A 26,653-nucleotide genomic window follows, 5' to 3' on the forward strand; every position below is an offset into this window, starting at 1 on the left:
GCGGTTCGCTTGAGGACGTGTCCCGACGTCTCAGGAGCGTGCTCTCCTCGCTGCTGGTCGGCCTCGCGTGCCTGCTCGCGCCGCTGGGCGTGCTCGCCGCGTGGGCGACGTACGGCATCGAGGACGGTGCCCGCTACGCCGCGACCACCGCCCCCCTGGCGTCCGACGCCCAGGTGCGGGAGGCGGTCGCGTCCGCGGTCACCGACGGGATCATGCGCGAGATGCACGTCGGCCCGCCCCTGCGCGGTTCGGTGCACGCCTTCGTCCATGACGCGGTCCACTCGTTCACCGGCACCCCCGCCTTCCGCACCGCCTGGGACACGGCGAACCTCACGGCCCACGACGCCGTGATGCGCGCGCTGCGCGACAACGGGGACCGCCCGGTCACCATCGACCTCGCCCCCGCCGCCGAGCGCATGAAACGGCAGCTCACCGCCGAGCACGTGCCGTTCGCGGGCCGGATCCCGGTCGCGCACACGGAGGTCACCCTGCTGCGGTCGGCGGATCTGGCGAGGCTCAGGAAGGGGTTCCACGTGCTCGAAGTCGCCGGTTTCTGGCTGCCCGTCGCCGCGGTCGGGTTCGCCCTGACCGGCATCCTGGTGGCCGTGTGCCGGCGCCGGGCCGTGTGCGCGACCGGGCTCGGCACGGCGCTGGGCGCCGCCCTGCTGGTCGTGGCCGTCGCGGTGGGGCGCCGGATGACGCTGGAGGACCTGCCGGCGGACGTCTCGCACGCGGCCGCCGGCGCGGTCTACGACGCGCTCACCAAGACCCTGCGCACGGCCTCCTGGCTGTTGATGGCGCTCGGCCTCACGGTCGCGCTCACCTCGTGGCTGGGCGGCGCCTGGGTACGGCGCCGGCGCGCGTCCGCGGCCACCTCCCAGTCCCCCACGGAACAGCCGACCCGCGTCCAGGCCTGACACCCCCACCGATCCGACCCCAGGAGGCGATCCCCATGGTCCAGCAGACCACCCGCACCCCTCAGCCCGAGCAGTCGGCGTGGGCCACCGGAGGCACGGCGTTCGCCGGGGTCCTGATGCTGGTCGGCGGAGTCATCGGCGTGCTGAACGGCATCGCGGGCATCGCCACCAACGACGTGTACGTCCATGTCGGCGCCTACGTGTACCAGTTCAGCCTCACCGCCTGGGGCTGGATCCACCTGGTGGTCGGCGCGCTGGTCGCCCTCACCGGCTGGGGCGTGATCCAGGGCATGCGCTGGGCGCGCTGGGTGGGCGTGGCCCTCGCGGCCCTGTACGTGATCCTCTACTTCATGTTCCTGCCGTACGCCCCGGTCTGGTCGGTCATCGCCATCGCGATCGGGCTGTTCGTCATCTGGTCCCTGGTGATGACGGAACGCGACGGCCGCACGCCCTGAGGGCTGTCCGCCGGTTGGCGGACGGCGGAAGGGGTGATTCCCCTTTTGTCGGCGCGCCTGGTAACAGCGTGATTGCGGTCTCGACATGAGGTGCTTGCGACAGCTGGACCCTGCCCAGGATCGCCACCCGTGACCGCTAACCTTACGTGTCCGTCCTGGCCAGGGATCTACGGGCACCAACTCACGCGAAGGGTTGCGCACATGGGCATTCTCACTCTCCTGCGGAACGCATTCGGCCGCTCACGCAAGGGTCGCTCCGCCGAGGGGGAGCCCTCGCACGAGACGCCGACGGCTTCGGGACAGGCGACGCCGCAGGGCACGGAGGCGGCCGGCATCCCGGCACAGCAGTCGTCGGACCGCTCCGACGAACACGACCTGGTGTCCGCGGCGTTCAGCAACGTGACGGTACCGAGGCAGGCGACGTCGACGAGCCCGACGGAAGCGGAACGGCCGACCGAGGCAGCCCCGGAGCCCACCGCAACCCCGGCCGCCGAGCCCGAGGCCGAGGTGACCCCGGACACCCAGCCGGAGCCCGCCGCAACCCCGGACCCCGAGCCGGAAGCCGAAGCCACCACGGCAGACACCGAGGCCGAGGTGACCGCCGAGCCCGAGCCGGAAGCCGAGGCAGCCGTCGCAGCTCCCGCCCCCGAGCCGGAGGCCGACGTAACCCCGCTCCCCGAGCCGGAGGTTGAAGCCGCCACGGCGCACACGGAGCCGACGACCGAGGCCACCACCGAGGCCGGCGCAGCCCCGACCGCCGAGCCGGAAGCCGAAGCAGCCCCCGAGCCCGCAGCCGAGGCGACCCCGGACACCCAGCCGGAGCCCACCGCACCCCTCGAGCCGGAGGCCGAAGTCACCCCGGCAGAGACCGAGCCCGAGGCGACCGCCGCACCCGCAGTCGAGGTGACCCCGGACGCCGCGCCGGAGCCCACCGCATCTCCCGAGCCCGAGGCCACCGCCGTCCCGGACACCGAGCCGGAAACCGAATCCACCCCAGCAGAAACCGAGCCCGCGGCCGAGGCGACCGCAGAGCCCGAGCCGGAGGCGGCGGCAGCCGCCGAGCCCGCAGCCGCCGCCGTCCCGGACCCCGAGCCCGAGCCCGAAGCGACCGCCGGCCCCGCGCCCGAGGCGACCCCGGACCCCGAGCCGGAAGCCGAAGCCACCCCGGCAGAGACCGAGCCCGAGGCAACCGCCGAGCCCACGGCCGAGGCGACCCCGGACGCCCAGCCGGAGCCCACCGCGTCCCCCGAACCCGCAGCCGACGCCACCCCGGACCCCGAGCCGGAGGCTGCCTCGGTGGTGGCGGGTGGCGACGGTGGGCTGCACGTGCTTGCGCCGGGGCTCGGGGCCGCTCACGACGCCGCGGCCGCCGCGCTCGACCAGCACGGCCTCACCGGCACCCGCGCCAGGGTCTACCTCGTCCTGGACCGCTCGGCCTCCATGCGCCCGTACTACAAGGACGGCTCCGCCCAGGCCCTCGGCGAGCAGACCCTCGCCCTCGCGGCCCATCTGGACCCCGAGGCCACGGTCCACGTCGTCTTCTTCTCCACCGAACTCGACGGCACCGGCGAGCTGACCCTCACCGAGCACGAGAACAAGATCGACGACCTGCACGCAGGGCTCGGCCGCATGGGCCGCACGAGCTACCACGTGGCGGTGGAGGCCGTGACCGCCCACCACGCACGGTCGGCGGACCCGAGCCTGCCCGCCCTGGTCGTCTTCCAGACGGACGGCGCCCCGGACGCCAAGACCCCCGCCACCCAGGCGCTCACCGACGCCGCCGCGAAGCACCCGGGCGTCTTCTTCTCCTTCGTCGCCTTCGGCACCCCGGAGAACAAGGCGTTCGACTACATCCGCAAGCTCAGGACGGACAACACGTCCGCCTTCCTGGCGGGCGAGACCCCGCGCGAGCTCACCGACGCCGAGGTCTACGAGGGCGTGCTCGCGTCCTGGCGCCCGTAGGCCCGGACATCCCGCGGAGGCCGCCCCTTCCCACCCTTCAGAACGGGAAGCGGGCGGCCCACCCATGTCGGCTACGATTTCAAGGTTCGTAAAGGTTCGTAGACGATGCAGACGGCCCGAAAAGGGACGTATCGTCACCCGACGCAGCGACTTGGGAGCAGCCCGCGATGGCTCGACACCTCATCACCAGCGCCCTTCCGTACATCAACGGGATCAAGCACCTGGGCAACATGGTGGGGTCCATGCTCCCGGCGGACGTGTACTCCCGGTACCTCCGCCGCCGCGGTCACGACGTCCTGTACATCTGCGCGACCGACGAGCACGGCACCCCGGCCGAACTCGCGGCCAAGGAGCTGGGCCTCCCGGTGGCCGAGTTCTGCGCCCAGGCGCACCACGCGCAGAAGGCCGTGTACGACGGCTTCCACCTGGCCTTCGACCACTTCGGCCGCAGCTCCAGCGCCGAGAACACGGAGATCACCCAGCACTTCGCGCGCCGGCTGAACGAGAACGGGTTCATCGAGGAGCGGTCGATCCGCCAGGTCTACTCGCCCGCCGACGGCCGCTTCCTGCCGGACCGCTACGTCGAGGGCACCTGCCCGCACTGCGGCTACGACAAGGCGCGCGGCGACCAGTGCGAGAACTGCACCCGGGTCCTGGACCCCACCGACCTGATCGACCCGCGCTCCGCGATCTCCGGCTCCACCGACCTGGAGGTCCGCGAGACCAAGCACCTGTTCCTGCTCCAGTCCAAGCTCCAGCACGAGGTCGAGGAGTGGGTGGCCCGCCACGAGAAGGACTGGCCGCAGCTCGCCTCCTCCATCGCCCGCAAGTGGCTGACCGAGGGCCTGCACGACCGCGCCATCACCCGTGACCTGGACTGGGGCGTCCCGGTGCCGGCCGACACCTGGCCGGAGCTGGCGGCCGAGGGCAAGGTCTTCTACGTCTGGTTCGACGCCCCGATCGAGTACATCGGCGCGACGAAGGAGTGGGCCGACGCCACCGGCGGCGACTGGAAGTCGTGGTGGTACGAGGCCGACGCGGACGTCCGCTACACCCAGTTCATGGCGAAGGACAACGTCCCCTTCCACACGGTGATGTTCCCGGCCACGGAGCTGGGCGTGCGCGAGCCGTGGAAGAAGGTCGACTACGTCAAGGCGTTCAACTGGCTGACGTACTACGGCGGGAAGTTCTCCACCTCGCAGAAGCGGGGCGTCTTCACCGACCAGGCGCTGGAGATCCTGCCCGCCGACTACTGGCGTTACTTCCTGATCGCCAACGCCCCGGAGTCCGACGACTCGTCGTTCACCTGGGAGCACTTCACCGCCACGGTCAACAAGGACCTCGCCGACACCCTCGGCAACTTCGTCAACCGGGTGCTGTCCTTCTCCCGCAAGCGCTTCGGCGACGGCGTCCCGGCAGGCGGCGAGCCGGGTGAGGCGGAGGCGCGCCTGGGCGAGGAGATCGCGCGTCTCCTCGCGGAGTACGAGGAGCACATGGAGGCCCTCCAGTTCCGCAAGGCGGCGGCGGCGCTGCGCGCGCTGTGGTCGGCGGGCAACTCCTACCTGGAGGAGAAGGCTCCCTGGCTCCAGATCAAGACGGACCAGGACGGCGCGGCCCTCACCCTGCGCACGGCGATGAACCTGATCCACCTGTACGCGGTGGTCTCCGAGCCCCTCATCCCCGGCACGGCGGCGGCGATGCGCGGCGCCTTCACACTCCCGGACGACACGGCGGCGTGGGTCACGGCCGACGAGGCGCGGTCCCTGACCTCGGTGCCGGCCGGCACGCCGTTCACGGTCCCGCCGGTCCTGTTCGCGAAGCTCACGGACGAGGACCTGCAGACGTACAAGGAGCGCTTCGGCGGCGAGAGCGCCGCGTAGGCACAGCGCACCCGGCCGTCGCGGCGGCCGGTCGAGGAGCCCGGGAGGCGGACCGCCTCCCGGGCTCCTTCGCGTCCACGGACCCGGCGGCGGCGCACCCGCGGCCACACGTGGGCGGACACGCCCGAAGAGACAGCGGCCTGATCGCCTCCGTGTCCGCGCTCCCGGTCGTCCCCGCGGCCGTCACCCTCGCCTCCGGCAGCGGCATGCCCGCGGCCGGCATCGTCGTCCGGGACACGAACGGCTCCCTCTACCGCAACGACGGCGACGGCAAGGGCTCGTTCGGCGCGCGCACCCGGATCGCCACGGGATGGGGCGGCTACCGGGCGCTGTCCTGACGGCCCCTCACCCCTACGGCGGCGCCCCGGACCCGTGCGGCCCGGGGCGCCGCCATACTCGGGGGGTGACGTTCCCCGACCCCCACCGGCGGCTGGTCTCGGACGTCGCCGGCGCGAGCATCCCGTACCCGCTGGTCCTCGCCGGCGGCTACGCCCTCCACGCCCACGGCCTGCTCCGGCGCCCGCACGGCGACGTCGACTTCGCCACCGAGAGCCCCGCCCCCATGGAGCGGATCGCGGACGCGCTCGCCCGGGCCCTGCGGACGCGGGGGCGCGGGGTGCGGGCGGGCGCCGTCACCGCGCTCACCGCGCAGCTGACCGTCGGCGACCCGCCGACCGGCGAGTCCTGCGCCCTCGTCCTGCACAAGGAGACGTTCTGGCAGCCCCCGGAGCTGACCGGGTACGGCCTCACGCTCGCCCTCCAGGACGCCGTCGGCACGAAGATCCGCGCCCTGTACGACCGGGGCGCGGCCGTCGACCTGATCGACGCACGGGCGGCGGCACACCGCTTCTCCCTGCCCGACCTGGAGGAACTGGGCCGCCGCCACGCCCTGGACCCCTTCGACCTGCCCACCCTCCAGTCCCGCCTGACCGGCACGGACTTCTACGCCGACCGGGACTTCACCCGGTACGGCCTGGACGAGCTGGAGGTCGGCGCGCTGCGCGCGTGGGCCCAGCACTGGTGCGACGACATCGCGGAGCGGCTCCTGGAGGACGGCGCCCGCCCCGACCCGGACGGCGACGACTACTGACGGAAGGCGGCCAGGCCCGGGGCCGTCTTGGTCGCGACGAACTCCACGATCCGGTAGTCGGCGACCTTCTCCCGCACGAACGGGTCGCCGGCCGCGAGGGCCTCGACGGCCGCGCGGTCCTCGCCGACGGCGACGATCACCCCGCCGTCGCGCGGCACCTTGCGGCCCGAGGCGATGAAGACCCCGGCCTCGTACTGCTCCTCCAGCCAGGCGACATGGTCCGCCAGGGCGGCGTCGACGCGTTCGAGGGGGGCGATGTAGGTGAGTTCGAGGATGAACATGCCCGCCAGCCTAGTGCCGCGCCACGGGCACGCCGGGCCGCACTCCGGACACGGCGAAGGGGGGCGGTCGCCGACGTCGCGTGGTCGTCGGCGACCGCCCCCCGTTCGGTGGACGCGGGTCCCGCCCGTTACTTGGGCTGCGGCTTGCGGATGTCCAGGTGCAGCTCGCGCAGCCGGCTCTCGTCCAGCTCCGTCGGCGCGCCCATCATCAGGTCCAGCGCGTTCCCGTTGAGCGGGAAGGCGATGGTCTCGCGGATGTTCGGCTCGTCCGCCAGGAGCATGACGATGCGGTCCACGCCCGGGGCGATGCCGCCGTGCGGCGGGGCGCCGAAGCGGAAGGCGCGGAGCATGCCCGCGAACTTCTCCTCGACGGTCTCGCGGTCGTAGCCCGCGATCTCGAACGCCTTGAGCATGATCTCCGGCTCGTGGTTCCGGATGGCGCCGGAGGACAGCTCGACGCCGTTGCAGACGATGTCGTACTGCCAGCCCAGGATGTCCAGCGGGTCCTGGGTCTCCAGGGCCTCAAGGCCGCCCTGCGGCATCGAGAAGGGGTTGTGCGAGAAGTCGATCGCGCCGGTCTCCTCGTCCTTCTCGTACATCGGGAAGTCGACGATCCAGCAGAAGCGGAAGACGCCCTCCTCGAAGTGCCCGGCACGCTTGGCGGCCTCGACCCGCACCGCGCCCATGATCTTCGAGACGTCCTCGAACTCGCCCGCGCCGAAGAACACGGCGTGACCGGCGGCCAGCTGGAGCCGCTTGGTCAGCTCCGCGACGTCGTCCTCGGTCAGGAACTTGGCGATCGGGCCGGTCAGCGAACCGTCCTCGCCGACCCGCACCCAGGCCAGGCCCTGCGCGCCCTGCGAGACGGCGTACTCACCGAGCTGGTCGAAGAACCTGCGGGGCTGGGCGGAGACGTCCGGCACGGCCAGCGCGCGCACGTGCTTGCCCGCGAACGCCTTGAAGCCCGAGCCCGCGAAGACGTCGGAGATGTCCACCAGCTCCAGCTTGGCGCGCAGGTCCGGCTTGTCCGAGCCGTACTTCAGCATCGCCTCGCGGAACGGGATCCTCGGGAACGGCGAGGTGACATGGCGGCCGCCGCCGAACTCCTCGAACAGCTCCGTCATGAGCTTCTCGATCGGCTGGAAGACGTCCTCCTGCTCGACGAAGCTCATCTCGACGTCGAGCTGGTAGAACTCGCCCGGCGAGCGGTCCGCGCGGGCGTCCTCGTCGCGGAAGCAGGGCGCGATCTGGAAGTAGCGGTCGAAGCCGGAGATCATCAGCAGCTGCTTGAACTGCTGGGGGGCCTGCGGCAGGGCGTAGAACCGGCCCGGGTGCAGCCGGGAGGGCACGACGAAGTCGCGGGCGCCCTCGGGGGAGGTGGCGGACAGGATCGGCGTCGCCATCTCGTTGAAGCCGAGCGCGGTCATCTTGTGGCGGATCGCGGAGATCACCGCCGTACGCAGCATGATGTTGCGGTGCATGCGCTCGCGGCGCAGGTCCAGGAAGCGGTACTCCAGGCGCCGCTCCTCGTTGACCCCGTCCTCGGCGTTGATCGTGAAGGGGAGCGGCGCGGCCTCGCCGAGCACCTCCACCTCGCCGACCTCGATCTCGATCTCACCGGTCGGCAGGTCCGCGTTCACGTTCTCCGCGCCACGGGAGACGACCTTGCCGTCGGCGCGGACCACCGTCTCCTTGGACAGCTTGTCCAGCGTCTCGTAGGCGGGCGTGCCGGGGCGGGCCACGAGCTGCGTGATGCCGTAGTGGTCGCGCAGATCGATGAAGAGGATGCCGCCCAGGTCGCGCCGATTGTGCAGCCAGCCGCTCAGCCGGACGTCGCCGCCGACGTCAGAGGCGCGGAGCTCGCCGCAGGTGTGGGACCTGTACCGATGCATCGTCGTTCATCCAGTCTTCGCGGATCGGGGTCGGTCCGGGGTGGTCGCTCGCCCCGGCGCCTCCGGGCAGGCACGGCCCGGACCCGTCAAGGGTACCGGCCGCCCCGCGATCACCTCCCCCTCGTGGTCGGGGGGCCGCGGTCCGATCCTCGTGGAGCTCCTGGCCGACGCCTGGGGGGCAGGTCCCCGGGGCGAGGGCAGGACGCTCTGGTTCGAGCCGCGCGAGGAGCCCGCGACCGGCGGGACGGAGAGCCCGCGACGGGTGCCCGCGACCGGGGCGGCATTCCGGGAGGACCTGCCGGTCGGGTGAGGGCGCGCGAGCGGGTGACCTCCGGGTCAGGGCCCGGGGTGCCCGCCCGTGTCCGCCCCGCCCCGCGGGCCGGCGCCCGACGCCGGCCCGCCGTCCCCCTCCGCGTACCGTCCGCGCAGCTCATGGGCGACGCCGAACGCCGCCGCCGTCAGCGGCACCGCCAGCAGCATCCCCAGGATTCCGGCGACCGAGGCCCCCGCGGTGATCGCCAGCAGCACCGCCGCCGGGTGCATCCGCACCGTCCGGCTCTGGATCAGGGGCTGGAGCACGTGCCCCTCCAGCAGCTGCACGGCGAGGACCACGCCGAAGGCCCACAGCGCGATGACGAAGCCGCGGTCGGCGAAGGCGACCAGGATCGCGAGCGCACCGGACAGGAACGCCCCGAGGTAGGGGATGTACGCGCCGACGAACACCAGGGCCCCCAGCCCGACCGCGCCCGGGACGCGGAGGATCAGCAGGCCCACGGTGATGCAGACCGCGTCGATCAGCGCGATGACCGTCGTCCCGCGCATGAACCCCTCGACCGCCTCGAAGGCGCGCCGCGCCATGGCCTCCACGGTGTCGCCGCTGCCCCGCGGCGCCAGGGAGCGCAGCAGGGGCGCGGCCCGGTGGGAGTCGCGCAGGAAGAAGAAGACCAGCAGCAGGGCGAGGACGGCCATGGCGATGGTCTCGCCGACGACGCTGACGCCGCTGATGACGTTGGAGGCGGCGGTCCCGCCGAACTTGGTGAGCAGTTCCTTGGAGTGGGCGGCCAGGTCGTCGAGCGAGGTCCCGGCCGCCCCGAAGTGCCGGGCGACGGACTGGGCCGCGTGCCGCACCGATTCGATGATCTGATCGCCGCTGTCCATGAGCGCGGCGACCACGATGTACACCGCCCCGCCCACCACGGCCACCACCGCCACACAGGTGACGACGGCGGCCGGTGAACGGGGGATGCCGGCCTGGACGAGCCGCCGGTACAGCGGCCCGAGCAGCGCGGTGCCGAGCAGGGCGAGCAGCACGGGCACGACCGCCGTACGCAGCACGGCGCACAGCTCGACCACGACCCAGCCGACCCCGCTGACCAGCAGCGCCACGACGCACCAGGCGGCGAGCCGGCGCACGGGGCCGGGGAGGAGATGCACCTTCCCAGCCGACCACGCGCCGGGCGGCCTGTCCTGCGCGGACAACCCGCCCGGGTGACCCTCGGGGGCCCTTGCGGATCGGGCGCCCCCGAAGGGGCGAGGGGAACCGCGCGACCGGCCACGACGGCGCCGCGGACGACGGGCCCCTCGGGCGAGGGACCGGGTCCCGGGTCAGGCGCCCTGGGGGCCCTTCTCCGTCATGCCGTGCACCGCGGGAACCGTCCCGAGGCGGCCCTTCTGGAAGTCCTCGAACGCCTGCTGGAGTTCTTCCTTGCTGTTCATGACGAACGGGCCGTAGTGCGCCATCGGCTCGCGGATGGGCTGCCCGCCGAGCAGGACGACCTCCAGGTCCGGCGTGTGGGCGTCCTGCCGCTCGTCCGCGCGGACGGTGATCGAGGACCCCGCGCCGAACACGGCGGTCTGGCCGAGGTGGATCGGACGCCGCTCCGTGCCCACGCTGCCGCGGCCGGCGAGGAGGTAGGCGAGGCCGTTGAAGTCCTCCCGCCAGGGCAGGGTGACCTCCGCGCCCGGCGCCACGGTGGCGTGGACCAGGGTGATCGGGGTGTGGGTGACACCGGGGCCCTGGTGACCGTCGAGCTCACCGGCGATGACACGCAGCAGCGCGCCGCCGTCGGGGGTCGTCAGGAGCTGGACCTGGCCGCCGCGGATGTCCTGGTAGCGCGGGGCCATCATCTTGTCCTTGGCCGGCAGGTTGACCCACAGCTGGATGCCGTGGAACAGGCCGCCGGACAGGACGAGCGACTCCGGCGGCGCCTCGATGTGCAGCAGGCCCGAGCCCGCGGTCATCCACTGGGTGTCACCGTTGGTGATCGTGCCGCCGCCGCCGTGGGAGTCCTGGTGGTCGAAGATCCCGTCGATGATGTAGGTCACGGTCTCGAAGCCGCGGTGCGGATGCCAGGGCGTGCCCTTGGGCTCGCCCGGCGCGTACTCCACCTCGCCCATCTGGTCCATCATGATGAACGGGTCGAGGTGGCGGTAGTGGATCCCGGCGAACGCGCGGCGGACCGGGAAGCCCTCGCCCTCGAAGCCGCTGGGCGCCGTGGTGACACCGAGGACGGGGCGGGCCGACGCGTCCGCGGGTGCGACCACACGGGGCAGGGTCAGCGGGTTCTCGACAGTCACTGCAGGCATGTTCGTGACCTCCTTGTGGTCCCACTTTAGTTGACGATTGAACTTTCTGCCAGCCTCAACACGAAAGGCCCGGAGGGCATTCCCTCCGGGCCTTCGCCGTGCGCGCGATCCGGTCGCACCGGCGCGCGGTCAGCCGTACATCCGGCGCATCGCGAACTCCACCATCTGCTCCACGGCCTTCGCGTCGAAGACCATCCGGTGCTCCCCCTCCATGTCGAGGACGAACCCGTACCCGGTCGGCAGCAGGTCGATCACCTCCGCGCCCGTGATCACGAAGTACTTGGACTCCTTGCCCGCGTAGCGCCGCAGCTCCTTGAGCGTGGTGAACATCGGGATCACCGGCTGCTGGGTGTTGTGCAGGGCGAGGAAGCCCGGGTTGTCACCGCGCGGGCAGTAGACCTTGGAGGTGGCGAAGATCTGCTGGAAGTCCTCGGCCGCCATCGACCCGGTGGTGAACGCGCGGACCGCGTCCGCGAGCGACGGCGGCGACGGCTCGGGGTAGAGCGGAGCCTGCTGGCCGTACCCGCCGGGCATCTGCCCGCCCGGCATCGCCCCGGGCATCTGCTGCTGCGGCGGGGTGTACTGCGCGCCCGCGTCCTGGTAGCCGTACATGCCCCAAAGAGTAGTAGGCCACATAAGAGCCACCAGGGGTTGATTCTTATTACCGACGGGTAGCATCATCGGAGCCACTAGTCGTTACCGGTCGGTACCACCAGGCGCCGACCAGGTGGTACGTGAACCAGACGCGAGGAGTCAGTGCCTCGCCGATCCCGCTACGGAGCCGTCGCCATGGGGCACTACAAGTCGAATCTCCGCGACATCGAGTTCAACCTCTTCGAGGTGCTCGGCCGCGACAAGCTGTACGGCACCGGCCCGTTCGCGGAGATGGACACGGACACCGCGAAGAGCATCCTGGAGGAGCTCACCCGCCTCTCGGAGAACGAGCTGGCCGAGTCCTTCACCGACGCCGACCGCAACCCTCCGGTCTTCGACCCCGAGACGAACACCGCACCGGTCCCGGCGTCCTTCAAGAAGAGCTACAAGGCCTTCATGGACTCCGAGTACTGGCGCCTGGGCCTGCCCGAGGAGATCGGCGGCACCACCGCCCCGCCGTCCCTGATCTGGGCCTACGCGGAGCTGATCCTCGGCGCCAACCCGGCCATCTGGATGTACTCCTCCGGCCCGGCCTTCGCCCGCATCCTCTTCGAGGAGGGCACCGAGGAGCAGCAGAAGCTCGCCAAGATAGCCGTCGACAGGACCTGGGGCTCCACCATGGTGCTCACCGAGCCGGACGCCGGCTCGGACGTGGGCGCCGGCCGCACCAAGGCCGTGCAGCAGCAGGACGGCTCCTGGCACATCGAGGGCGTCAAGCGCTTCATCACCTCCGGTGAGCACGACATGGAGGAGAACATCCTCCACTACGTCCTCGCCCGCCCCGAGGGCGCCGGCGCCGGCACCAAGGGCCTGTCCCTCTTCCTCGTCCCGAAGTACCTCTTCGACTTCGAGACCGGTGAGCTGGGCGAGCGCAACGGCGTGTACGCCACCAACGTCGAGCACAAGATGGGCCTGAAGGCGTCCAACACCTGCGAGATGACCTTCGGCGACCGCCACCCCGCCAAGGGCTGGCTGATCGGCGACAAGCACGACGGCATCCGCCAGATGTTCCGCATCATCGAGTTCGCCCGCATGATGGTCGGCACGAAGGCCATCTCCACGCTCTCCACCGGCTACCTGAACGCGCTGGAGTACGCCAAGGAGCGCGTCCAGGGCCCCGACCTCGCGCAGTTCATGGACAAGACCGCGCCCAAGGTCACCATCACGCACCACCCGGACGTGCGCCGCTCGCTGATGCTGCAGAAGGCGTACGCGGAGGGCATGCGCGCCCTGGTCCTGCACACCGCGGCCGTCCAGGACACGATCGCGTTCAAGGAGGCCAGCGGCGAGGACGCCTCCGCCGAGAGCGCGCTCAACGACCTGCTCCTGCCGATCGTCAAGGGCTACGGCTCCGAGAAGGGCTACGAGCAGCTCGCCCAGTCGCTGCAGACCTTCGGCGGCTCCGGGTTCCTGCAGGAGTACCCGATCGAGCAGTACATCCGCGACGCCAAGATCGACACCCTCTACGAGGGCACCACCGCGATCCAGGGCCAGGACTACTTCTTCCGGAAGATCGTCCGCAACCAGGGCGCCGCGCTGAACTCCCTCGCCGAGGACATCAAGAAGTTCCTCGCGATCGGCACCGGCGGCGAGGAGCTGGCCACGGCCCGCGAGCAGCTCGCCAAGGCCGCCGTCGAGCTGGAGGCGATCGTCGGCCTGATGCTGACCGACCTCGCCGCCACCGAGCAGGACACCAAGAACATCTACAAGGTGGGCCTGAACACCTCCCGCCTGCTGCTGGCCTCCGGTGACGTGGTCGTCGGCTACCTGCTGCTCAAGGGTGCCGCCGTCGCCGCCGAGAAGCTCCCGACCGCCTCCGCCAAGGACAAGGCGTTCTACCAGGGCAAGATCGCCGCGGCGCGCTTCTTCGCCGCCAACGTCCTGCCCGGCGTGACCCTGGCCCGCAAGCTGTCCGAGGGCGTCGACCTGGACCTCATGGAGCTCGACGAGGCCGCGTTCTAGAACCTGCGGCCCTACGGGACCCACAGGTCCTGCGGGACCCACAGGCCCTACGAGGCCCTCGGGTCCCACAGGCCCCCACGGTCCTGAGTTTCCACGGGCCCACGGCCCCCGGTCCCCGGTCCCGGGCCCTCGGAGCACTCCGCGAGTGACTCCGAGGACCCGGGACCTTCCGTCTTTCCGGCACTGCCGGCAGGCTCGGGACGCCCGGGGGCTCCGGGCGACTCCCGGGAACTCCGGCCGCCACGGACCGGTGGGACCAGTGGGATCGGCGGGACCGCACGTGGGCCGGGTCGCCCCACCTCGGGGCACTCCGAACCGGGGGACCACACCCGAGGCCGGGTCGCCCGGCCTTGAGGCACCTGCCGAGAGCCCAGGGCATGCCGGGCGACTCCCGGACGCTCCGAGCCAGCGGGACCACACCTCAGGCCGAGCCGCCCGACCCCAGGACACCTGCCCCGGACTCCGGGCATGCCCGGGCGAATCACGACCGGTGGGGGCGTGCCGCAGCCGGTCGGCCGGTCCCGAGGGCACTCCGTCGAGGGCTCCCGGGGCACGCTTCGGACGGCTCTCGGGACAGCGTCGGCCGGCCACGACACCCGGGAGGGCCCACCGGTCCCCGGCGGCCCCGAGGATCCACCATCTCCCCACGAGGGCCCGTTTCCCATGCCCGGAAGCGGGCCCTCGTCCGCCGTTAAGGTGAACACATGAGCATCAGCGCCCGCTTCGACCGCGGCCACACCGACGACCTCATGTCCTTCCTGGCGGCGAGCCCCTCGCCCTACCACGCCGCGGCGAACGTCGCGGAGCGGCTGAAGGAGGCCGGCTTCCACCAGGTCGACGAGACGGCCGCGTGGGACGGCACGAGCGGCGGCAAGTACCTGCTGCGCGGGGGCGCGATCATCGCCTGGTACGTCCCCGAGGGCTGCGAGGCGCACACCCCCTTCCGCATCGTGGGCGCGCACACCGACTCCCCCAACCTGCGGGTCAAGCCGCGGCCCGACAGCGCGGCCCACGGCTGGCGGCAGATCGCGATGGAGATCTACGGCGGCCCCCTGCTCAACTCCTGGCTCGACCGCGACCTCGGCATCGCGGGCCGGCTGTCGCTGCGGGACGGCTCGACCCGCCTGGTCAACGTCGACAGACCCCTGATGCGCGTACCGCAGCTCTCCATCCACCTGGACCGCTCGGTCACCAGTGAGGGACTGAAGCTGGACAAGCAGCGTCACCTCCAGCCCGTCTGGGGCCTGGGCGACGAGGTGCGGGACGGCGAACTGATCTCCTTCCTCGAGGACGAACTGGGCCTGGCCACCGGTGAGGTGACGGGCTGGGACCTGATGACCCACTCCGTCGAGGCACCGGCCTACCTCGGCCGGGACAAGGAGCTCATGGCGGGCCCCCGCATGGACAACCTGCTGTCCGTGCACGCCGCCGCCGCGGCCCTGGCCGCCGCCGCGGCCCACGAGAGCGCCCTGTCCTTCATTCCGGTGCTCGCCGCCTTCGACCACGAGGAGAACGGCTCCCAGTCGGACACCGGTGCCGAGGGCCCGCTCCTCGGCACCGCACTGGAGCGCTCGGTGTTCGCGCGGGGCGGCTCGTACGAGGACCGGGCACGCGCCTTCGCCGGTTCGGTCTGCCTCTCCTCCGACACCGGGCACGCCGTCCACCCCAACTACGCGGAACGGCACGACCCGACGCACCACCCCCGCGCGGGCGGCGGGCCCATCCTCAAGGTCAACGTCAACAACCGCTACGCCACGGACGGTTCGGGCCGCGCGATCTTCGCCGCCGCGTGCGAGAAGGCCGACGTCCCCTTCCAGACCTTCGTCTCCAACAACTCGATGCCCTGCGGCACCACCATCGGCCCCATCACGGCGGCCCGCCACGGCATCAAGACGGTCGACATCGGCGCGGCGATCCTCTCCATGCACAGCGCCCGTGAACTGTGCGGTGCGAACGACCCGTTCCTCCTGGCGAACGCCCTGACGGCGTTCCTGGAGGGCTGAACCGGGGGCGAGCGACGCGAGGGGCCGGCATGCCCGCCGTGCTTGCGGGTATCCGGATCCCGGGCGCCGGAAGGACCGGGCCCACAGGGAGGGCAGGGCTCATGGGCCTGGGTGGATGCATCATCCTCATAGCCGTGGGGGCCATCCTCGCGTTCGCGACCGACTGGCACATGAACGGCGTCGACCTCCATCTGGTCGGCGTGATCTTCATGGTCGCCGGGCTGATCGGGGTCGCCACCTTCAGCAGCATCGCCCGCCGCAGGCGGGTCGTGGTACCGCCCACCCCCGTGGTCGAGGAGGAGCGGCACCACCACCGCGACGGATACAACGGCTACGGCGCCTAGGACCGCCCGCCCTGTAGGCAGGTGGAGGCAGGCCCTCTCGGGCTACTCGGCGTCCGAGCCCGCCTCCGCGCCCGTGTCCATGCCCGCCAGCACCAGCGGAAGGCGGCTCGCACCACCCTCCGCGAGGCGGACCGGGACGCCCCAGTCCTGCTGGTGCACATGACACGCCGGGTACTCGTTGGCCGGATCGTCGTCGCAGGACGCCGCCATGGCCGAGACATGCAGAACGCCTTCCGGTATGGAGGGGTTCAGCTCCAGCTCACGCGCGAGGTCCGTCCCCGCGCCCTCGCCCCGCAGAAGCAGCTCGGGCGGGGTCGCGGAGACCAGCAGGCGCGTCGAGGGCCCGTAGCGAAGGTCCAGCTTCTGGCCGGCCGGGGCCTGGAAGATCACGTCGAGCCGGAGCCCGCCCGGACCCACCTCGGTGGCGGCACGCTGAGTGCGGTGGGCGACCGAGGTGACCTGGACCGCTTCCTCGGGCAGCCGCAGCCGGGTCAGCCGATGGCGGGCCGACTCCACGACCACGAGGTCCGTGCCGACGAGCACCGCGTCCGACGGCTCCCGCAGGTCCGTGGCGAGGGTGGTCACCTCGCCCGTCGCCGGATCGTAGCGCCGCACGGCGTGGTTGTAGGTGTCACTGACCGCCACCGAGCCGTCGGGCAGGGCCGTCACACCCAGCGGGTGCTGGAGGAGCGCCTGGCCGGCCTCGCCGTCCCGGTGCCCGAAGTCGAACAGTCCCGTGCCGACCGCCGTGTGCACCACGCCGTCCAGGTCGACCCGGCGCAGGGCGCTCGTCTCGGAGTCCGCCAGCCACAGCCTCTCCCCGTCGGCCGACACGGCGAGCCCGGACGGCTGCGCGAACCACGCCTCGGGCCCCGGCCCGTCCACCAGACCCTCGTTGGTGGTGCCCGCCGTCACCGCGACCGACTCCGCCTGCGGGTCGTAGGCCCACAGCTGGTGCACGCCCGCCATCGCGATCCAGACCCTGCCGCCGAACAACGCCACGTCCCACGGCGAGGACAGGGCCACCTCCCGCGCGGGGCCGGACGTCGGCGAACCCTGCATCCACTGCTTGCCGGTGCCCGCGAGCGTGCCGACCTCACCGGTCGCCAGGTCCAGGCGGCGCAGGGCGTGGTTCACGGTGTCGGCGACGACCACCGTGTGCTCGTCCAGCAGCGCCAGGCCCTGCGGTTCGCTGAAGGCCGCCGTGTCCGCCGGGCCGTCGGTGAAGCCCCGCACGCCCGAGCCGATCCGCCGTACGACCGTCTCACCGTCCGCCGCCAGCTCCACCAGCTGGTGCCGGGTGGTGTCGCTGACCAGGAAGGTCCCGGACGGCAGCAGGAGCGCCTTGCCCGGGAAGCGCAGGACCGTGGGCTGCGGTTCCGGCGCCACGTACGGGCCGTCGCCGCGGCGCAGCGTCCCCTTCGCCGAGTGCTCCTGCTCCAGTTCCTCCACCAGCCGCGCTATCGCGTGCGCGTGGCCCTCGCCCGCGTGCTGGGCGACCACGTAGCCCTCCGGGTCGATGACCACGAGGGTCGGCCAGGCGCGGACGGCGTACTGCTTCCAGGTGGCCAGCTCGGGGTCGTCCAGGACCGGGTGCTCCACCCCGTACCGCTCCACCGCGTCGACCACCGCCTGGTGCTCCGCCTCATGGACGAACTTCGGCGAGTGGACCCCGATGATCACCACGGTGTCGCGGTGCTTCTCCTCCAGCTCGCGCAGCTCGTCCAGCACATGCAGGCAGTTGATGCAGCAGAACGTCCAGAAATCGAGGATCACAATGCGTCCTCGCAGGTCGGCCAGGTTGTACTGCTGTCCGCCGGTGTTCAGCCAGCCGCCCTTGCCGATCAGCTCGGGGGCGCGGACACGGACGCGGCGCGGTGTGGAGTCGTTCATGGCTCAAGAGTGCCATCCGTGGCGCGGAAGCATCGGAGCCTGTGGACAACCTCGTGGCGCCGCGTGTGCGGGTCGCCACCGGATGCGTTCGCGTCGTCCCGGGGAGATGCTCGGAGGCGTACATCGGAGGCGTACAGGGGGGCGATCGCGAGGAGCAGTTCCATGCCACGAGACACCGACGGCCGGATCGAGGGTGCGGGCCGCGCACGCGCCCACGGCGAGATCTTCAACGACGAGGCGATCGATCCCGACCTGGACGGTCCCGACCTGGTGGAACCCGGTCGGCTGGGGCCCAGGGCCCACCGCGAGCCCGGCTCGGGGCGCTCGTCGGTGTGGGAGGAGGAGCGGGACCGGCGCGAGGGCTACCGCTGACCCGCCCGCGCCTCCCCTCCGCAGACCCACCCGGCGTGGCCGACGGGAGACGGGACTCAGCCCGTCGGCCTATCGGCGGCGTTTCAGGCCGGTTCGAGGGGAATCTCTCGTCGTATGAGATTCCTCGTACGCGACAGGCTCCTCGGCTTCGGTGAGGACTACTGGATCGAGGACCAGGACGGCAACAAGGTGTTCCTGGTCGACGGCAAGGCGATGCGCCTGCGGGACACCTTCGAGTTGAAGGACGCCCGGGGGCGGGTCCTGATCGACATCCACCAGAAGATGTTCGCCCTGCGCGACACGATGATCATCGAGCGCGACGGCGAGACCCTGGCGACGATCAAGCGCAAGCGGCTTTCGCTGCTGCGCAACCACTACCGCGTCTCCCTGGTGGACGGCACGGAGCTCGACGTCAGCGGCAAGATCCTCGACCGCGAGTTCGCCGTCGACTTCGACGGGGAGCTGCTCGCGCAGGTCTCCCGCCGCTGGCTGCACATCCGGGAGACGTACGGCGTCGACATCGTGCGCGACGAGGCGGACCCGGCCCTGCTGATCGCGGTGGCGGTGTGCGTGATCCATCTGGCGGACAAGGAGCGGGAGGAGGACTGAGCGCCTGCGGGCGCGGCCCGACCGGTGCCGTGGGCCGTAGGCCGCTATCTGGTCACCGCGAACGCCCGCAGGATCGCCGCCGTCAGGTCGGGGTCGCCCTCCGTCTTGACGCGGTCGGCCACGGCGTCCGCAGTGACCCGGCCGCAGGCGAGGCGGACGTAGGTCTCCCAGTCGAGCGCGAGGGACACCCTCGGGCCGAGCGACGGTGTGCCGTCTATCGTGGCGTGGCCCTCGGCGTCGACGCGGACCGTCCGCAGGAACTCGACGGGCCCGTGCACGTCGATGACCACGGCCGAACCGGCGGGTGCCTTCGCGTCCTCGGCGACGACCCGGGGAAGCGCGGCGAGCAGTTCGTCCCGCGCCACGTGCGCGCCCGGCGCGTCCAGGCCGCCCGGCCGGCCCAGCGCCGCACGCAGGTCCTGCTCGTGCACCCACACGTCGAACGCCCGGTAGCGCATGGCCTCCTCGAGCGTCGGCGCACTGCCGAGCGGGCCGCGCATCGTGGCGCCCGGGTCGCGGGTCTCGTTCCGCAGCTGCCGGTTGCGGCGGATGACCGTGTACTCCAGCTCGGAGGTCATCTCCGGCGCCGTGTGATGGCGGCGGACGTCGACCTGCATCTCCATGTAGCGCTGGTGCTCGGTCGTGACGTGGAACAGGTCGCGCGGCAGCGTGTGGATGGGCCGGGGGTCACCGAGCATCTCGCAGTCCATCCCGATGACATGGGAGACCACGTCGCGCACCGACCAGCCGGGGCAGGGGGTCCGCCGGTTCCACTCACCCTCCGCGAGCGGCTGCACCAGTTCGGATATCGCGTCGATCGAGTGGGTCCAGGCGTCGGCGTAGGGCTGGAGGGTGGGATGGAGACTCACGGAACGGGACCCCTCGGGCGGTTGGTGCACGGGCGGTGGTGACAGCGGTGACGGGACCCCCAAGTTACGCTGCTGTGAGGCACCCCGGCAGTGCTTTCGTGTGACGATCGTAGGCCGGTAGGGACGACTCGAATGCCAGGACGGTGGTACTGTGCGCGCCTCTCTCCTTCAATTCCGGGTGGACGACGACGAATCGGTCGCCTCACGCCGCCGTCGGGCCGCCGCGCTCGTGCGGGATCAGGCCGGAGCCGATCTGGTGGTCCTGCCCGAGCTGTGGACGACCGGAGCGTTCGCCTACGAGCGGTTCGAGGTCGAGGCGGAACCGGTCGACGGGCCCACGTGCGAGGCGATGTCCAAGGCCGCGAGCGACGCGGGCGTGTGGCTGCACGCCGGGTCGATTCCCGAGCGGGCACCGTCCGGTGACGGTGCCTCGGGCGACGGCCGTCTCTACAACACGTCTCTCGTCTTCTCCCCCTCCGGTGAGTTGGCGGCTGTCTACCGAAAGATCCATCGCTTCGGCTTCGACCAGGGCGAGGCCGTGCTGATGGGTGCGGGCGGTGAGCTGGTGACCGTGCGTCTGCCGGAGACGACCATCGGCGTGGCCACCTGCTACGACCTCCGCTTCCCCGAGTTGTTCCGCTCGCTCGTGGACGCGGGGGCGCAGACTCTCGTGATCCCGGCGGGCTGGCCGGAGCGCCGCCGGTCCCACTGGACGCTCCTGGCCCGGGCGCGGGCGGTCGAGAACCAGGCGTACGTCCTTGCGTGTGGAACGGCCGGGACGCACGCGGGGGTTCCCCAGGCGGGTCACTCGATCGTGGTGGATCCGTGGGGCGAGGTCCTCGCCGAGGCCGGCGCGGGCGAGGAGGTGCTCACGGTGGAGTTCGACCCGGGGAAGGTCGCGGCGACGCGTGAGCAGTTCCCGGCCCTCAAGGACCGGATGCTGGGCCTGGCCCCCCCGCGCCGCTGACACCCGGGCCCCGGCCCCGCACGGTCCGGCCTCCACAGGACCCCCGTCGGCGCCGGGCCCGCGTCGGCGGCAAGGCGCGGGTTCCGGCCCCGACGCCTGTCGCGCCCCACGCCTCACCGAAGCCGGTCCCGACCCGGCCCGGCCCAGAACGGGACGGACCGGCGCCCCGGCCCACCGGACCGGCGAACTCCGCCCCGGTACCGCGTCCCGACCCGCCTAGGCCCCGCGGCCGCACCCCGGACCTCGCCGAAGCCCGTCCCGACCCGGGACGGGCCCCGCCCCGGGCGGTGCTTCGTCCGGCCCGTCTACGCCGGAACGTGCACCGTCTCCACGCGGCTCGCCACCAGCCGTTCGCGTTCCCTGCGCGCCGCCTGCCCGCGCAGCCGGAGGATCTGGCTCAGCCCCAGCGCCTGGAGCACGAACACCGCACAGAACGCGATCGAGTAGTCGTCACCGGTCGCGTCCAGCAGCACGCCGATCGCCAGCAGCGTGGTCATGGAGGCGACGAAGCCGCCCATGTTGGTGATGCCGGAGGCGGTCCCCTGGCGTTCCGGCGGGTTCGCCGGGCGGGCGAAGTCGAAACCGAGCATCGAGGCCGGACCGCAGGCGCCGAGCACCGTGCACAGCACGACCAGCAGCCACATCGGCGCATGGTCGCCCGGGTAGGCCACCGTGGCCGCCCACGCCGCCGCCGTCGCCCCGACCGTGCCGAGCGCGAGCGGCAGCCGCGCCGCGTGGTGCCGGGCGACGACCTGCCCGTAGACCAGGCCGACGACCATGTTCGACAGCACCACCAGCGTGAGCAGTTCACCGGCCGTGCCCCGGGTCAGGCCCTGGGCCTGGACCAGGAAGGGAAGCCCCCACAGCAGCAGGAACACCATGGCCGGGAACTGTGTCGTGAAGTGCACCCACATGCCGAGCCGCGTCCCCGGCTCACGCCATGAGGCCAGGATCTGCCGCCGCACATAGGCCGAGCCATGGTGCGGGAGCAGCTCCGGCTCGTACCCCTCGGGGTGGTCCTTGAGGAACAGGAGCAGCAGTACGAGGACGACGGCTCCGGCGAGCGCGCTGCCGGCGAACGCGGCCGTCCAGCCGAGGTCGTGCAGCAGTCGGGACAGCACGAGGGTCGAGATGAGGTTGCCCGCCATCCCCACCAGACCGGCGAGTTGCGCGACCAGGGGGCCGCGCCGGGCCGGGAACCAGCGTGTGCCGAGCCTGAGGACGCTGATGAACGTCATCGCGTCGCCGCAGCCGAGCAGCGCCCGCGAGGCGAGCGCCGCGGCGTAGGACGTGGAGAACGCGAAGCCGAGTTGGCCGGCGGTGAACAGGACGACGCCCATGGCCAGCACCTTCTTGGTGCCGAGCCGGTCCACCAGCAGGCCGACGGGTATCTGCATGCCCGCGTACACGAGGAGCTGGAGGATGGAGAAGGTGGACAGGGCGGAGGCGCCCACGTGGAAGCGTTCCGCCGCGTCGAGCCCGGCCACGCCGAGGGACGTGCGGAAGATGACGGCGACGAAGTAGACGGACACTCCGATGCCCCACACGGCCACCGCGCGCCGGCCTCCCGGCGGGTCGCCGGGCAGCGACACGGTGCGGGGGTTCAGGGAACGGGAACTCATCGCACCTCTCCCCGCGCCAGGTGGGAGAACCAGCTGACGTGCCGGTGGACGACCGCGACGGCCGCCTCGGCGTCCCCCGACCGCAGCGCCTGGAGGATCTCCTCGTGCTCGGTGAGCGTCTTGGCGATCCGGTCGGGGTGCGAGTGCATGACCGCGACCCCCATCCGCAGCTGGCGGTCGCGCAGCTGGTCGTAGAGGCGGGAGAGGATGGCGTTGCCGCCGCTGCGCACGATCTCGGCGTGGAAGGCGCGGTCCGTGACCGCCGCCGCGGCCAGGTCGCCGGCGGCCGCCTCCTCCCTCTGCCGCTGCAGCAGTTCTTCGAGACGGGTGATCAGGCCGGGCGGGGCCGGTACCGCCTTACGGGCGGCATGTTCCTCGACAAGCTGACGCGTCTCCACCACGTCGGCGATCTCCTGGGCGGACACGGGCAGGACGAGGGCGCCCTTCTTCGGGTAGAGCCTGATCAGCCCCTCGACCTCCAGCCGCAGCAGCGCCTCGCGTACAGGTGTCCGCGACACGCCGACCGCCTCGGCCAGCTCGCCCTCGGTGAGCAGCGTCCCGCCCTCGTACCGGCGCTCCAGCACACCCTGTTTGACATGCGTGTACACGCGGTCGGCGGCAGCCGGCTGCTTGCCCGGCGGCCTCTGCGGGTCGGAGTCGGAGCGGGCTGAGGCGGCGACGGCGGGCAGGGTCACGGCGGATGACGGCGAGGGCATGCGCACATCATAGATACAACACGCACGCAACCGGGGCGGGCGTCCATCATGCGGACCGGTCCGCACGGTGGGAAAAATTCCCCTCAGCAACAGCACATCCTTTTGTGCTACTTACAAGTCTGACGAGAAGGCGGCCGTTCCAATAGGCCGTTCTCCAGGGGCATGTGGATGCATAACCGTGCATCAGATACGCAATCGGAGCGTTCAATTTGATTACCGGCATTAAGGGCGCGCGAGTTCGCAGGGCCGTGGCGGCAGTGGTCACCACCGGTGCCGTGCTCACCACCGGAGCCCTCACCGCGGCGCCCGCCCAGGCCGTCACGAAGCCCTCGATCACCGCCAGGGGCGGGTTCGTGATGAACAACAGCACGGGCAAGACCCTCTTCGACAAGAACATGGACGGCCGGCTGTCCACCGGCTCGACCACGAAGATCATGACCGCAAAGGTCGTGCTGGCCCAGGCGAACCTGAACCTGGACTCCAAGGTCACGATCCAGAAGGCGTACAGCGACTACGTCGTCGCCAACAACGCCTCCCAGGCCCACCTGATCGTGGGCGACAAGGTCACCGTCCGCCAGCTGCTGTACGGGCTGATGCTGCCCTCCGGCTGCGACGCCGCCTACGCGCTCGCGGACAAGTTCGGTTCCGGCTCGTCGCGCGACCTCCGGGTGAAGTCGTTCATCGGCAAGATGAACAGCGCCGCCAAGAGCCTCGGCCTGAAGAACACGCACTTCGACTCCTTCGACGGAATCGGCAAGGGCGGCAACTACTCGACGCCGCGCGACCTGACGAAGATCGCCAGCAGCGCGATGAAGAGCTCCACCTTCCGCTCGGTCGTGAACACGCGGTCCACGAAGCAGAAGGTCACCACCAAGAGCAACGGCTACCGCTACTACACCTGGACCAACACCAACCCGCTGCTCGGCACCTACAGCGGCGCGATGGGCGTGAAGACGGGCTCGGGTCCGGAGGCCAAGTACTGCCTGGTCTTCGCCGCGACCCGCAACGGCAAGACGATCATCGGTACGGTCCTGGCCTCGTCCTCGGTCGACAACCGCACCGCCGACGCGAAGAAGCTGCTGAACTACGGCTTCGCCGTCTGACGCGGGCACAACCCCCGCACGGCACGAAGGGGCCGGCCGCTCTCGGGCGGCCGGCCCCTTCGTCATGTGCGGACTTGTGTGATCAGGCCCAGGTGATCAGCCGCTTGGGCTGCTCCAGGACGGCCGCCACGTCCGCGAGCACCTTCGAGCCCAGCTCACCGTCGACCAGGCGGTGGTCGAAGCTGAGTGCCAGGGTGGTGACCTGACGGGGCTTGACCTTGCCCTTGTGGACCCACGGCTGGAGCTTGATCGCGCCGACCGCGAGGATCGCCGACTCCCCCGGGTTGAGGATCGGCGTACCGGTGTCGACGCCGAACACACCCACGTTGGTGATGGTGACCGTGCCCCCCTGCATCGCCGCCGGGGACGTCCTGCCCTCGCGCGCGGTGGCGACCAGCTCGCCGAGCGACTCGGCCAGCTGCGGCAGCGTCTTGTCGTGCGCGTCCTTGATGTTCGGCACGATCAGACCGCGCGGGGTGGCCGCCGCGATGCCCAGGTTCACGTAGTGCTTGCGCACGATCTCCTGGTTCGCCTCGTCCCACGACGCGTTGACGTCCGGGTTCCGCTTGATCGCGACCAGCAGCGCCTTGGCGACCAGGAGCAGCGGATTGACGCGCAGGCCCTGGAGGTCCTTGTCCTGCTTGAGCTCCTCCACGAGCCGCATGGTGCGCGTCACGTCGACCGTCACGAACTCGGTGACATGCGGCGCGGTGAACGCCGAGCCGACCATCGCCTGCGCGGTGGCCTTGCGGACGCCCTTGACGGGGACACGCGTCTCCCGCGCGCCGTCGTACACCACCACCGGGGCGGCGGCGGACTCGGCGGCCGCGACCGCGGGGGCCGACGGCGCCGCGGTCGTGGTCGCCACCGCGGCGTGCACGTCCTCACGGGTGATGATCCCGCCCGGGCCCGAGGGGATCACCGTCGCCAGATCGACGCCGAGGTCCTTGGCGAGCTTGCGCACCGGAGGCTTCGCCAGCGGGCGGGGCTGCTGCGGCCCGTGCCCGTTCAGCTCGCTCTGGAGCGCGGCGGCCGCCCGGGTGTCCTCGGCGACCGCCTCGGCGGTCTTGCGGGGGCGGCGCCGGGTGGACGTCTCGGCGACGCCGTACCCGACGAGGACGGGCTTGCGGCCCTGGTTCTTCGGCTCCTCGGGAGCCTGAGGAGCGGCCTCGGCGGGCGCTGCGGCCGCCTGGGCGGGGACCGGGTCCGCCTGCGCGGGGGCGTCGCCGGCCACGTCGACCGCGATGATCGCGGTGCCGACGTCCACCGTGGTGCCCTCGGGGAAGCGGAGCTCGCGGACCACCCCGTCGTACGGGATCGGCAGCTCGACGGCGGCCTTGGCCGTCTCCACCTCGCAGACCACCTGGCCGTCCGTGACCCGGTCGCCCACCTGCACGTACCACTTGAGGATCTCGGCCTCGGTGAGTCCCTCGCCCACGTCGGGCATCTTGAACTCGCGCACGGACGCCTCAGTCATCGTCGTCACGACCCTCTCCTCAGTACGCCAGGGCGCGGTCGACGGCGTCGAGCACCCGGTCGAGGCCCGGGAGGTACTCCTCCTCCAGCCGCGCCGGCGGGTACGGGGCGTGGTAGCCGCCGACCCGGAGCACGGGGGCCTCCAGGTGGTAGAAGCACCGCTCCGTGATCCGGGCGGCGATCTCCGCACCCGAGCCGAAGAACACCGGGGCCTCGTGCACCACCACCAGGCGGCGGGTCTTCTCCACGGACGCCTGGACGGAGTCGAAGTCCAGCGGGGAGACCGACCGCAGGTCGAGCACCTCCAGGGACTTGCCCTCCTCCTCGGCGGCGGCGGCGACCTCCTGGCACAGCTTCACCATCGGGCCGTAGGCGGCGAGCGTCAGGTCCGTGCCCTCGCGCACCACGCGCGCCTTGTGCAGGGGGCCGGGGAACGCCTCGGCGTCCACCTCGCCCTTGTCCCAGTAGCGCCGCTTCGGCTCGAAGAAGATCACCGGGTCGTCGCTCTGGATGGCCTGCTGCATCATCCAGTAGGCGTCCGACGCGTTCGACGGGGAGACGATCTTCAGGCCGGCGACATGCGCGAACAGCGCCTCGGGGGACTCGCTGTGGTGCTCGACCGCACCGATGCCACCGCCGTAGGGGATACGGACGACGACCGGCAGCTTGACCTTGCCCAGGGAGCGGGCGTGCATCTTCGCCAGCTGCGTGACGATCTGGTCGTACGCCGGGAAGACGAAGCCGTCGAACTGGATCTCGACGACCGGGCGGTAGCCGCGCAGGGCGAGGCCGATCGCGGTGCCGACGATGCCCGACTCGGCGAGCGGGGTGTCGATGACCCGCTCCTCACCGAAGTCCTTCTGCAGTCCGTCGGTGACCCGGAAGACGCCGCCCAGCTTGCCGACGTCCTCGCCCATGATCAGGACCTTGGGGTCCGACTCCAGGGCCTTGCGCAGCGACTCGGTGATCGCCTTGGCGAGTGCCATCTTCTCGGCCATGG

General features: G+C 71.6%; 24 protein-coding genes. 13 read left to right on the plus strand and 11 right to left on the minus strand.

All coding sequences use genetic code 11. The features are described from left to right. Positions 1 to 17 precede the first annotated feature (17 nt). From AB0C59_RS28370 to AB0C59_RS28395, 6 genes are all read left to right on the plus strand, one after another. Entirely contained in the window at positions 18 to 917 is a 900-nt protein-coding gene (locus AB0C59_RS28370) for a hypothetical protein (RefSeq protein ID WP_363009510.1), read from the plus strand. A gap of 35 nt (positions 918 to 952) precedes the next feature. Continuing rightward, on the plus strand, positions 953 to 1,372 hold the full coding sequence (locus tag AB0C59_RS28375; protein WP_363009512.1) for a hypothetical protein: 420 nt from the start codon (positions 953 to 955) through the stop codon (positions 1,370 to 1,372). Positions 1,373 to 1,573: 201 nt separating this feature from the next. Next, complete coding sequence (locus tag AB0C59_RS28380; protein WP_363009514.1) at positions 1,574 to 3,334, plus strand: VWA domain-containing protein; 1,761 nt, start codon at positions 1,574 to 1,576, stop codon at positions 3,332 to 3,334. A gap of 167 nt (positions 3,335 to 3,501) precedes the next feature. After that, on the plus strand, positions 3,502 to 5,214 hold the full coding sequence (gene metG / locus AB0C59_RS28385) for a methionine--tRNA ligase (protein WP_363009516.1): 1,713 nt from the start codon (positions 3,502 to 3,504) through the stop codon (positions 5,212 to 5,214). 152 nt (positions 5,215 to 5,366) lie between these two features. Continuing rightward, positions 5,367 to 5,552, plus strand: coding sequence for a hypothetical protein (locus AB0C59_RS28390; protein ID WP_363009518.1), 186 nt, complete (start codon positions 5,367 to 5,369; stop codon positions 5,550 to 5,552). Positions 5,553 to 5,617: 65 nt separating this feature from the next. After that, a complete protein-coding gene (locus tag AB0C59_RS28395; RefSeq protein ID WP_363009520.1) occupies positions 5,618 to 6,304 on the plus strand; it encodes a hypothetical protein in 687 nt (228 codons plus the stop codon). On the opposite strand, the gene AB0C59_RS28400 is transcribed toward AB0C59_RS28395, so the two are convergent. The 5 genes from AB0C59_RS28400 to AB0C59_RS28420 form a co-directional block, all read right to left on the minus strand. After that, positions 6,298 to 6,585: a YciI family protein gene (locus AB0C59_RS28400; RefSeq protein ID WP_363009522.1), complete on the minus strand. Its 288-nt coding sequence runs from the start codon at positions 6,583 to 6,585 to the stop codon at positions 6,298 to 6,300. The two genes, AB0C59_RS28395 and AB0C59_RS28400, sit on opposite strands and share 7 nt — an antisense overlap. A 128-nt stretch (positions 6,586 to 6,713) precedes the next feature. Next, positions 6,714 to 8,477 carry an aspartate--tRNA ligase gene (gene aspS / locus AB0C59_RS28405; protein ID WP_363009524.1) on the minus strand — a complete coding sequence of 588 codons (1,764 nt, stop codon included), beginning with the start codon at positions 8,475 to 8,477 and terminating at the stop codon, positions 6,714 to 6,716. Between the two features lie 336 nt (positions 8,478 to 8,813). Continuing rightward, positions 8,814 to 9,911 carry an AI-2E family transporter gene (locus AB0C59_RS28410; protein WP_363009526.1) on the minus strand — a complete coding sequence of 366 codons (1,098 nt, stop codon included), beginning with the start codon at positions 9,909 to 9,911 and terminating at the stop codon, positions 8,814 to 8,816. A 171-nt stretch (positions 9,912 to 10,082) separates the two neighbouring features. Continuing rightward, entirely contained in the window at positions 10,083 to 11,063 is a 981-nt protein-coding gene (locus tag AB0C59_RS28415; protein WP_363009528.1) for a pirin family protein, read from the minus strand. A 129-nt stretch (positions 11,064 to 11,192) separates the two neighbouring features. Next, positions 11,193 to 11,675 (minus strand): SseB family protein, encoded by a 483-nt coding sequence (locus tag AB0C59_RS28420; RefSeq protein ID WP_363009530.1) that lies wholly within the window; start codon positions 11,673 to 11,675, stop codon positions 11,193 to 11,195. Positions 11,676 to 11,852: 177 nt separating this feature from the next. On the opposite strand from AB0C59_RS28420, the gene AB0C59_RS28425 reads away from it, so the two are divergent. From AB0C59_RS28425 to AB0C59_RS28435, 3 genes are all read left to right on the plus strand, one after another. Beyond that, positions 11,853 to 13,679: an acyl-CoA dehydrogenase gene (locus AB0C59_RS28425; RefSeq protein WP_363009618.1), complete on the plus strand. Its 1,827-nt coding sequence runs from the start codon at positions 11,853 to 11,855 to the stop codon at positions 13,677 to 13,679. 704 nt (positions 13,680 to 14,383) lie between these two features. Continuing rightward, entirely contained in the window at positions 14,384 to 15,682 is a 1,299-nt protein-coding gene (locus tag AB0C59_RS28430; RefSeq protein ID WP_363009532.1) for a M18 family aminopeptidase, read from the plus strand. 101 nt (positions 15,683 to 15,783) lie between these two features. After that, positions 15,784 to 16,026: a DUF6458 family protein gene (locus tag AB0C59_RS28435; protein ID WP_363009534.1), complete on the plus strand. Its 243-nt coding sequence runs from the start codon at positions 15,784 to 15,786 to the stop codon at positions 16,024 to 16,026. 42 nt (positions 16,027 to 16,068) lie between these two features. Here the strand turns inward: AB0C59_RS28435 and AB0C59_RS28440 are convergent, their stop codons facing one another. Further along, positions 16,069 to 17,919 carry an NHL domain-containing thioredoxin family protein gene (locus AB0C59_RS28440; RefSeq protein WP_363009536.1) on the minus strand — a complete coding sequence of 617 codons (1,851 nt, stop codon included), beginning with the start codon at positions 17,917 to 17,919 and terminating at the stop codon, positions 16,069 to 16,071. Positions 17,920 to 18,081: 162 nt separating this feature from the next. Here AB0C59_RS28440 and AB0C59_RS28445 point away from each other — a divergent pair, with 162 nt between their 5' ends. Then, entirely contained in the window at positions 18,082 to 18,291 is a 210-nt protein-coding gene (locus tag AB0C59_RS28445) for a hypothetical protein (RefSeq protein ID WP_363009538.1), read from the plus strand. Positions 18,292 to 18,405: 114 nt separating this feature from the next. Beyond that, complete coding sequence (locus AB0C59_RS28450) at positions 18,406 to 18,900, plus strand: LURP-one-related family protein (RefSeq protein WP_363009540.1); 495 nt, start codon at positions 18,406 to 18,408, stop codon at positions 18,898 to 18,900. Positions 18,901 to 18,944: 44 nt separating this feature from the next. Here AB0C59_RS28450 and AB0C59_RS28455 read toward each other — a convergent pair whose 3' ends face one another. Continuing rightward, positions 18,945 to 19,769, minus strand: a complete 825-nt coding sequence (locus AB0C59_RS28455) for a maleylpyruvate isomerase family mycothiol-dependent enzyme (RefSeq protein WP_363009542.1) — start codon at positions 19,767 to 19,769, stop codon at positions 18,945 to 18,947. A gap of 151 nt (positions 19,770 to 19,920) precedes the next feature. Between AB0C59_RS28455 and AB0C59_RS28460 the strand changes: the two genes are divergently transcribed. Then, positions 19,921 to 20,736 carry a carbon-nitrogen family hydrolase gene (locus tag AB0C59_RS28460; protein ID WP_363009544.1) on the plus strand — a complete coding sequence of 272 codons (816 nt, stop codon included), beginning with the start codon at positions 19,921 to 19,923 and terminating at the stop codon, positions 20,734 to 20,736. Between the two features lie 305 nt (positions 20,737 to 21,041). Here AB0C59_RS28460 and AB0C59_RS28465 read toward each other — a convergent pair whose 3' ends face one another. Then, positions 21,042 to 22,358 carry an MFS transporter gene (locus tag AB0C59_RS28465; protein WP_363009546.1) on the minus strand — a complete coding sequence of 439 codons (1,317 nt, stop codon included), beginning with the start codon at positions 22,356 to 22,358 and terminating at the stop codon, positions 21,042 to 21,044. Next, positions 22,355 to 23,074 (minus strand): GntR family transcriptional regulator, encoded by a 720-nt coding sequence (locus AB0C59_RS28470; protein WP_363009548.1) that lies wholly within the window; start codon positions 23,072 to 23,074, stop codon positions 22,355 to 22,357. Before AB0C59_RS28470 ends, AB0C59_RS28465 begins: the two co-directional genes overlap by 4 nt. Before the next feature lie 209 nt (positions 23,075 to 23,283). Between AB0C59_RS28470 and AB0C59_RS28475 the strand changes: the two genes are divergently transcribed. Beyond that, positions 23,284 to 24,177: a serine hydrolase gene (locus tag AB0C59_RS28475; RefSeq protein ID WP_363009550.1), complete on the plus strand. Its 894-nt coding sequence runs from the start codon at positions 23,284 to 23,286 to the stop codon at positions 24,175 to 24,177. An 82-nt stretch (positions 24,178 to 24,259) separates the two neighbouring features. On the opposite strand, the gene AB0C59_RS28480 is transcribed toward AB0C59_RS28475, so the two are convergent. Together AB0C59_RS28480 and AB0C59_RS28485 are read right to left on the minus strand one after the other, a co-directional pair. Continuing rightward, the gene (locus tag AB0C59_RS28480) at positions 24,260 to 25,663 is read right to left on the minus strand and encodes a dihydrolipoamide acetyltransferase family protein (protein ID WP_363009552.1); all 1,404 of its coding nucleotides are present in this window, start codon (positions 25,661 to 25,663) and stop codon (positions 24,260 to 24,262) included. Positions 25,664 to 25,673: 10 nt separating this feature from the next. After that, complete coding sequence (locus tag AB0C59_RS28485; protein WP_363009554.1) at positions 25,674 to 26,651, minus strand: alpha-ketoacid dehydrogenase subunit beta; 978 nt, start codon at positions 26,649 to 26,651, stop codon at positions 25,674 to 25,676. Positions 26,652 to 26,653: the final 2 nt, after the last annotated feature.

The sequence above is a fragment of the Streptomyces sp. NPDC048664 genome, assembly GCF_040650555.1.
GTDB lineage: Bacteria > Actinomycetota > Actinomycetes > Streptomycetales > Streptomycetaceae > Streptomyces.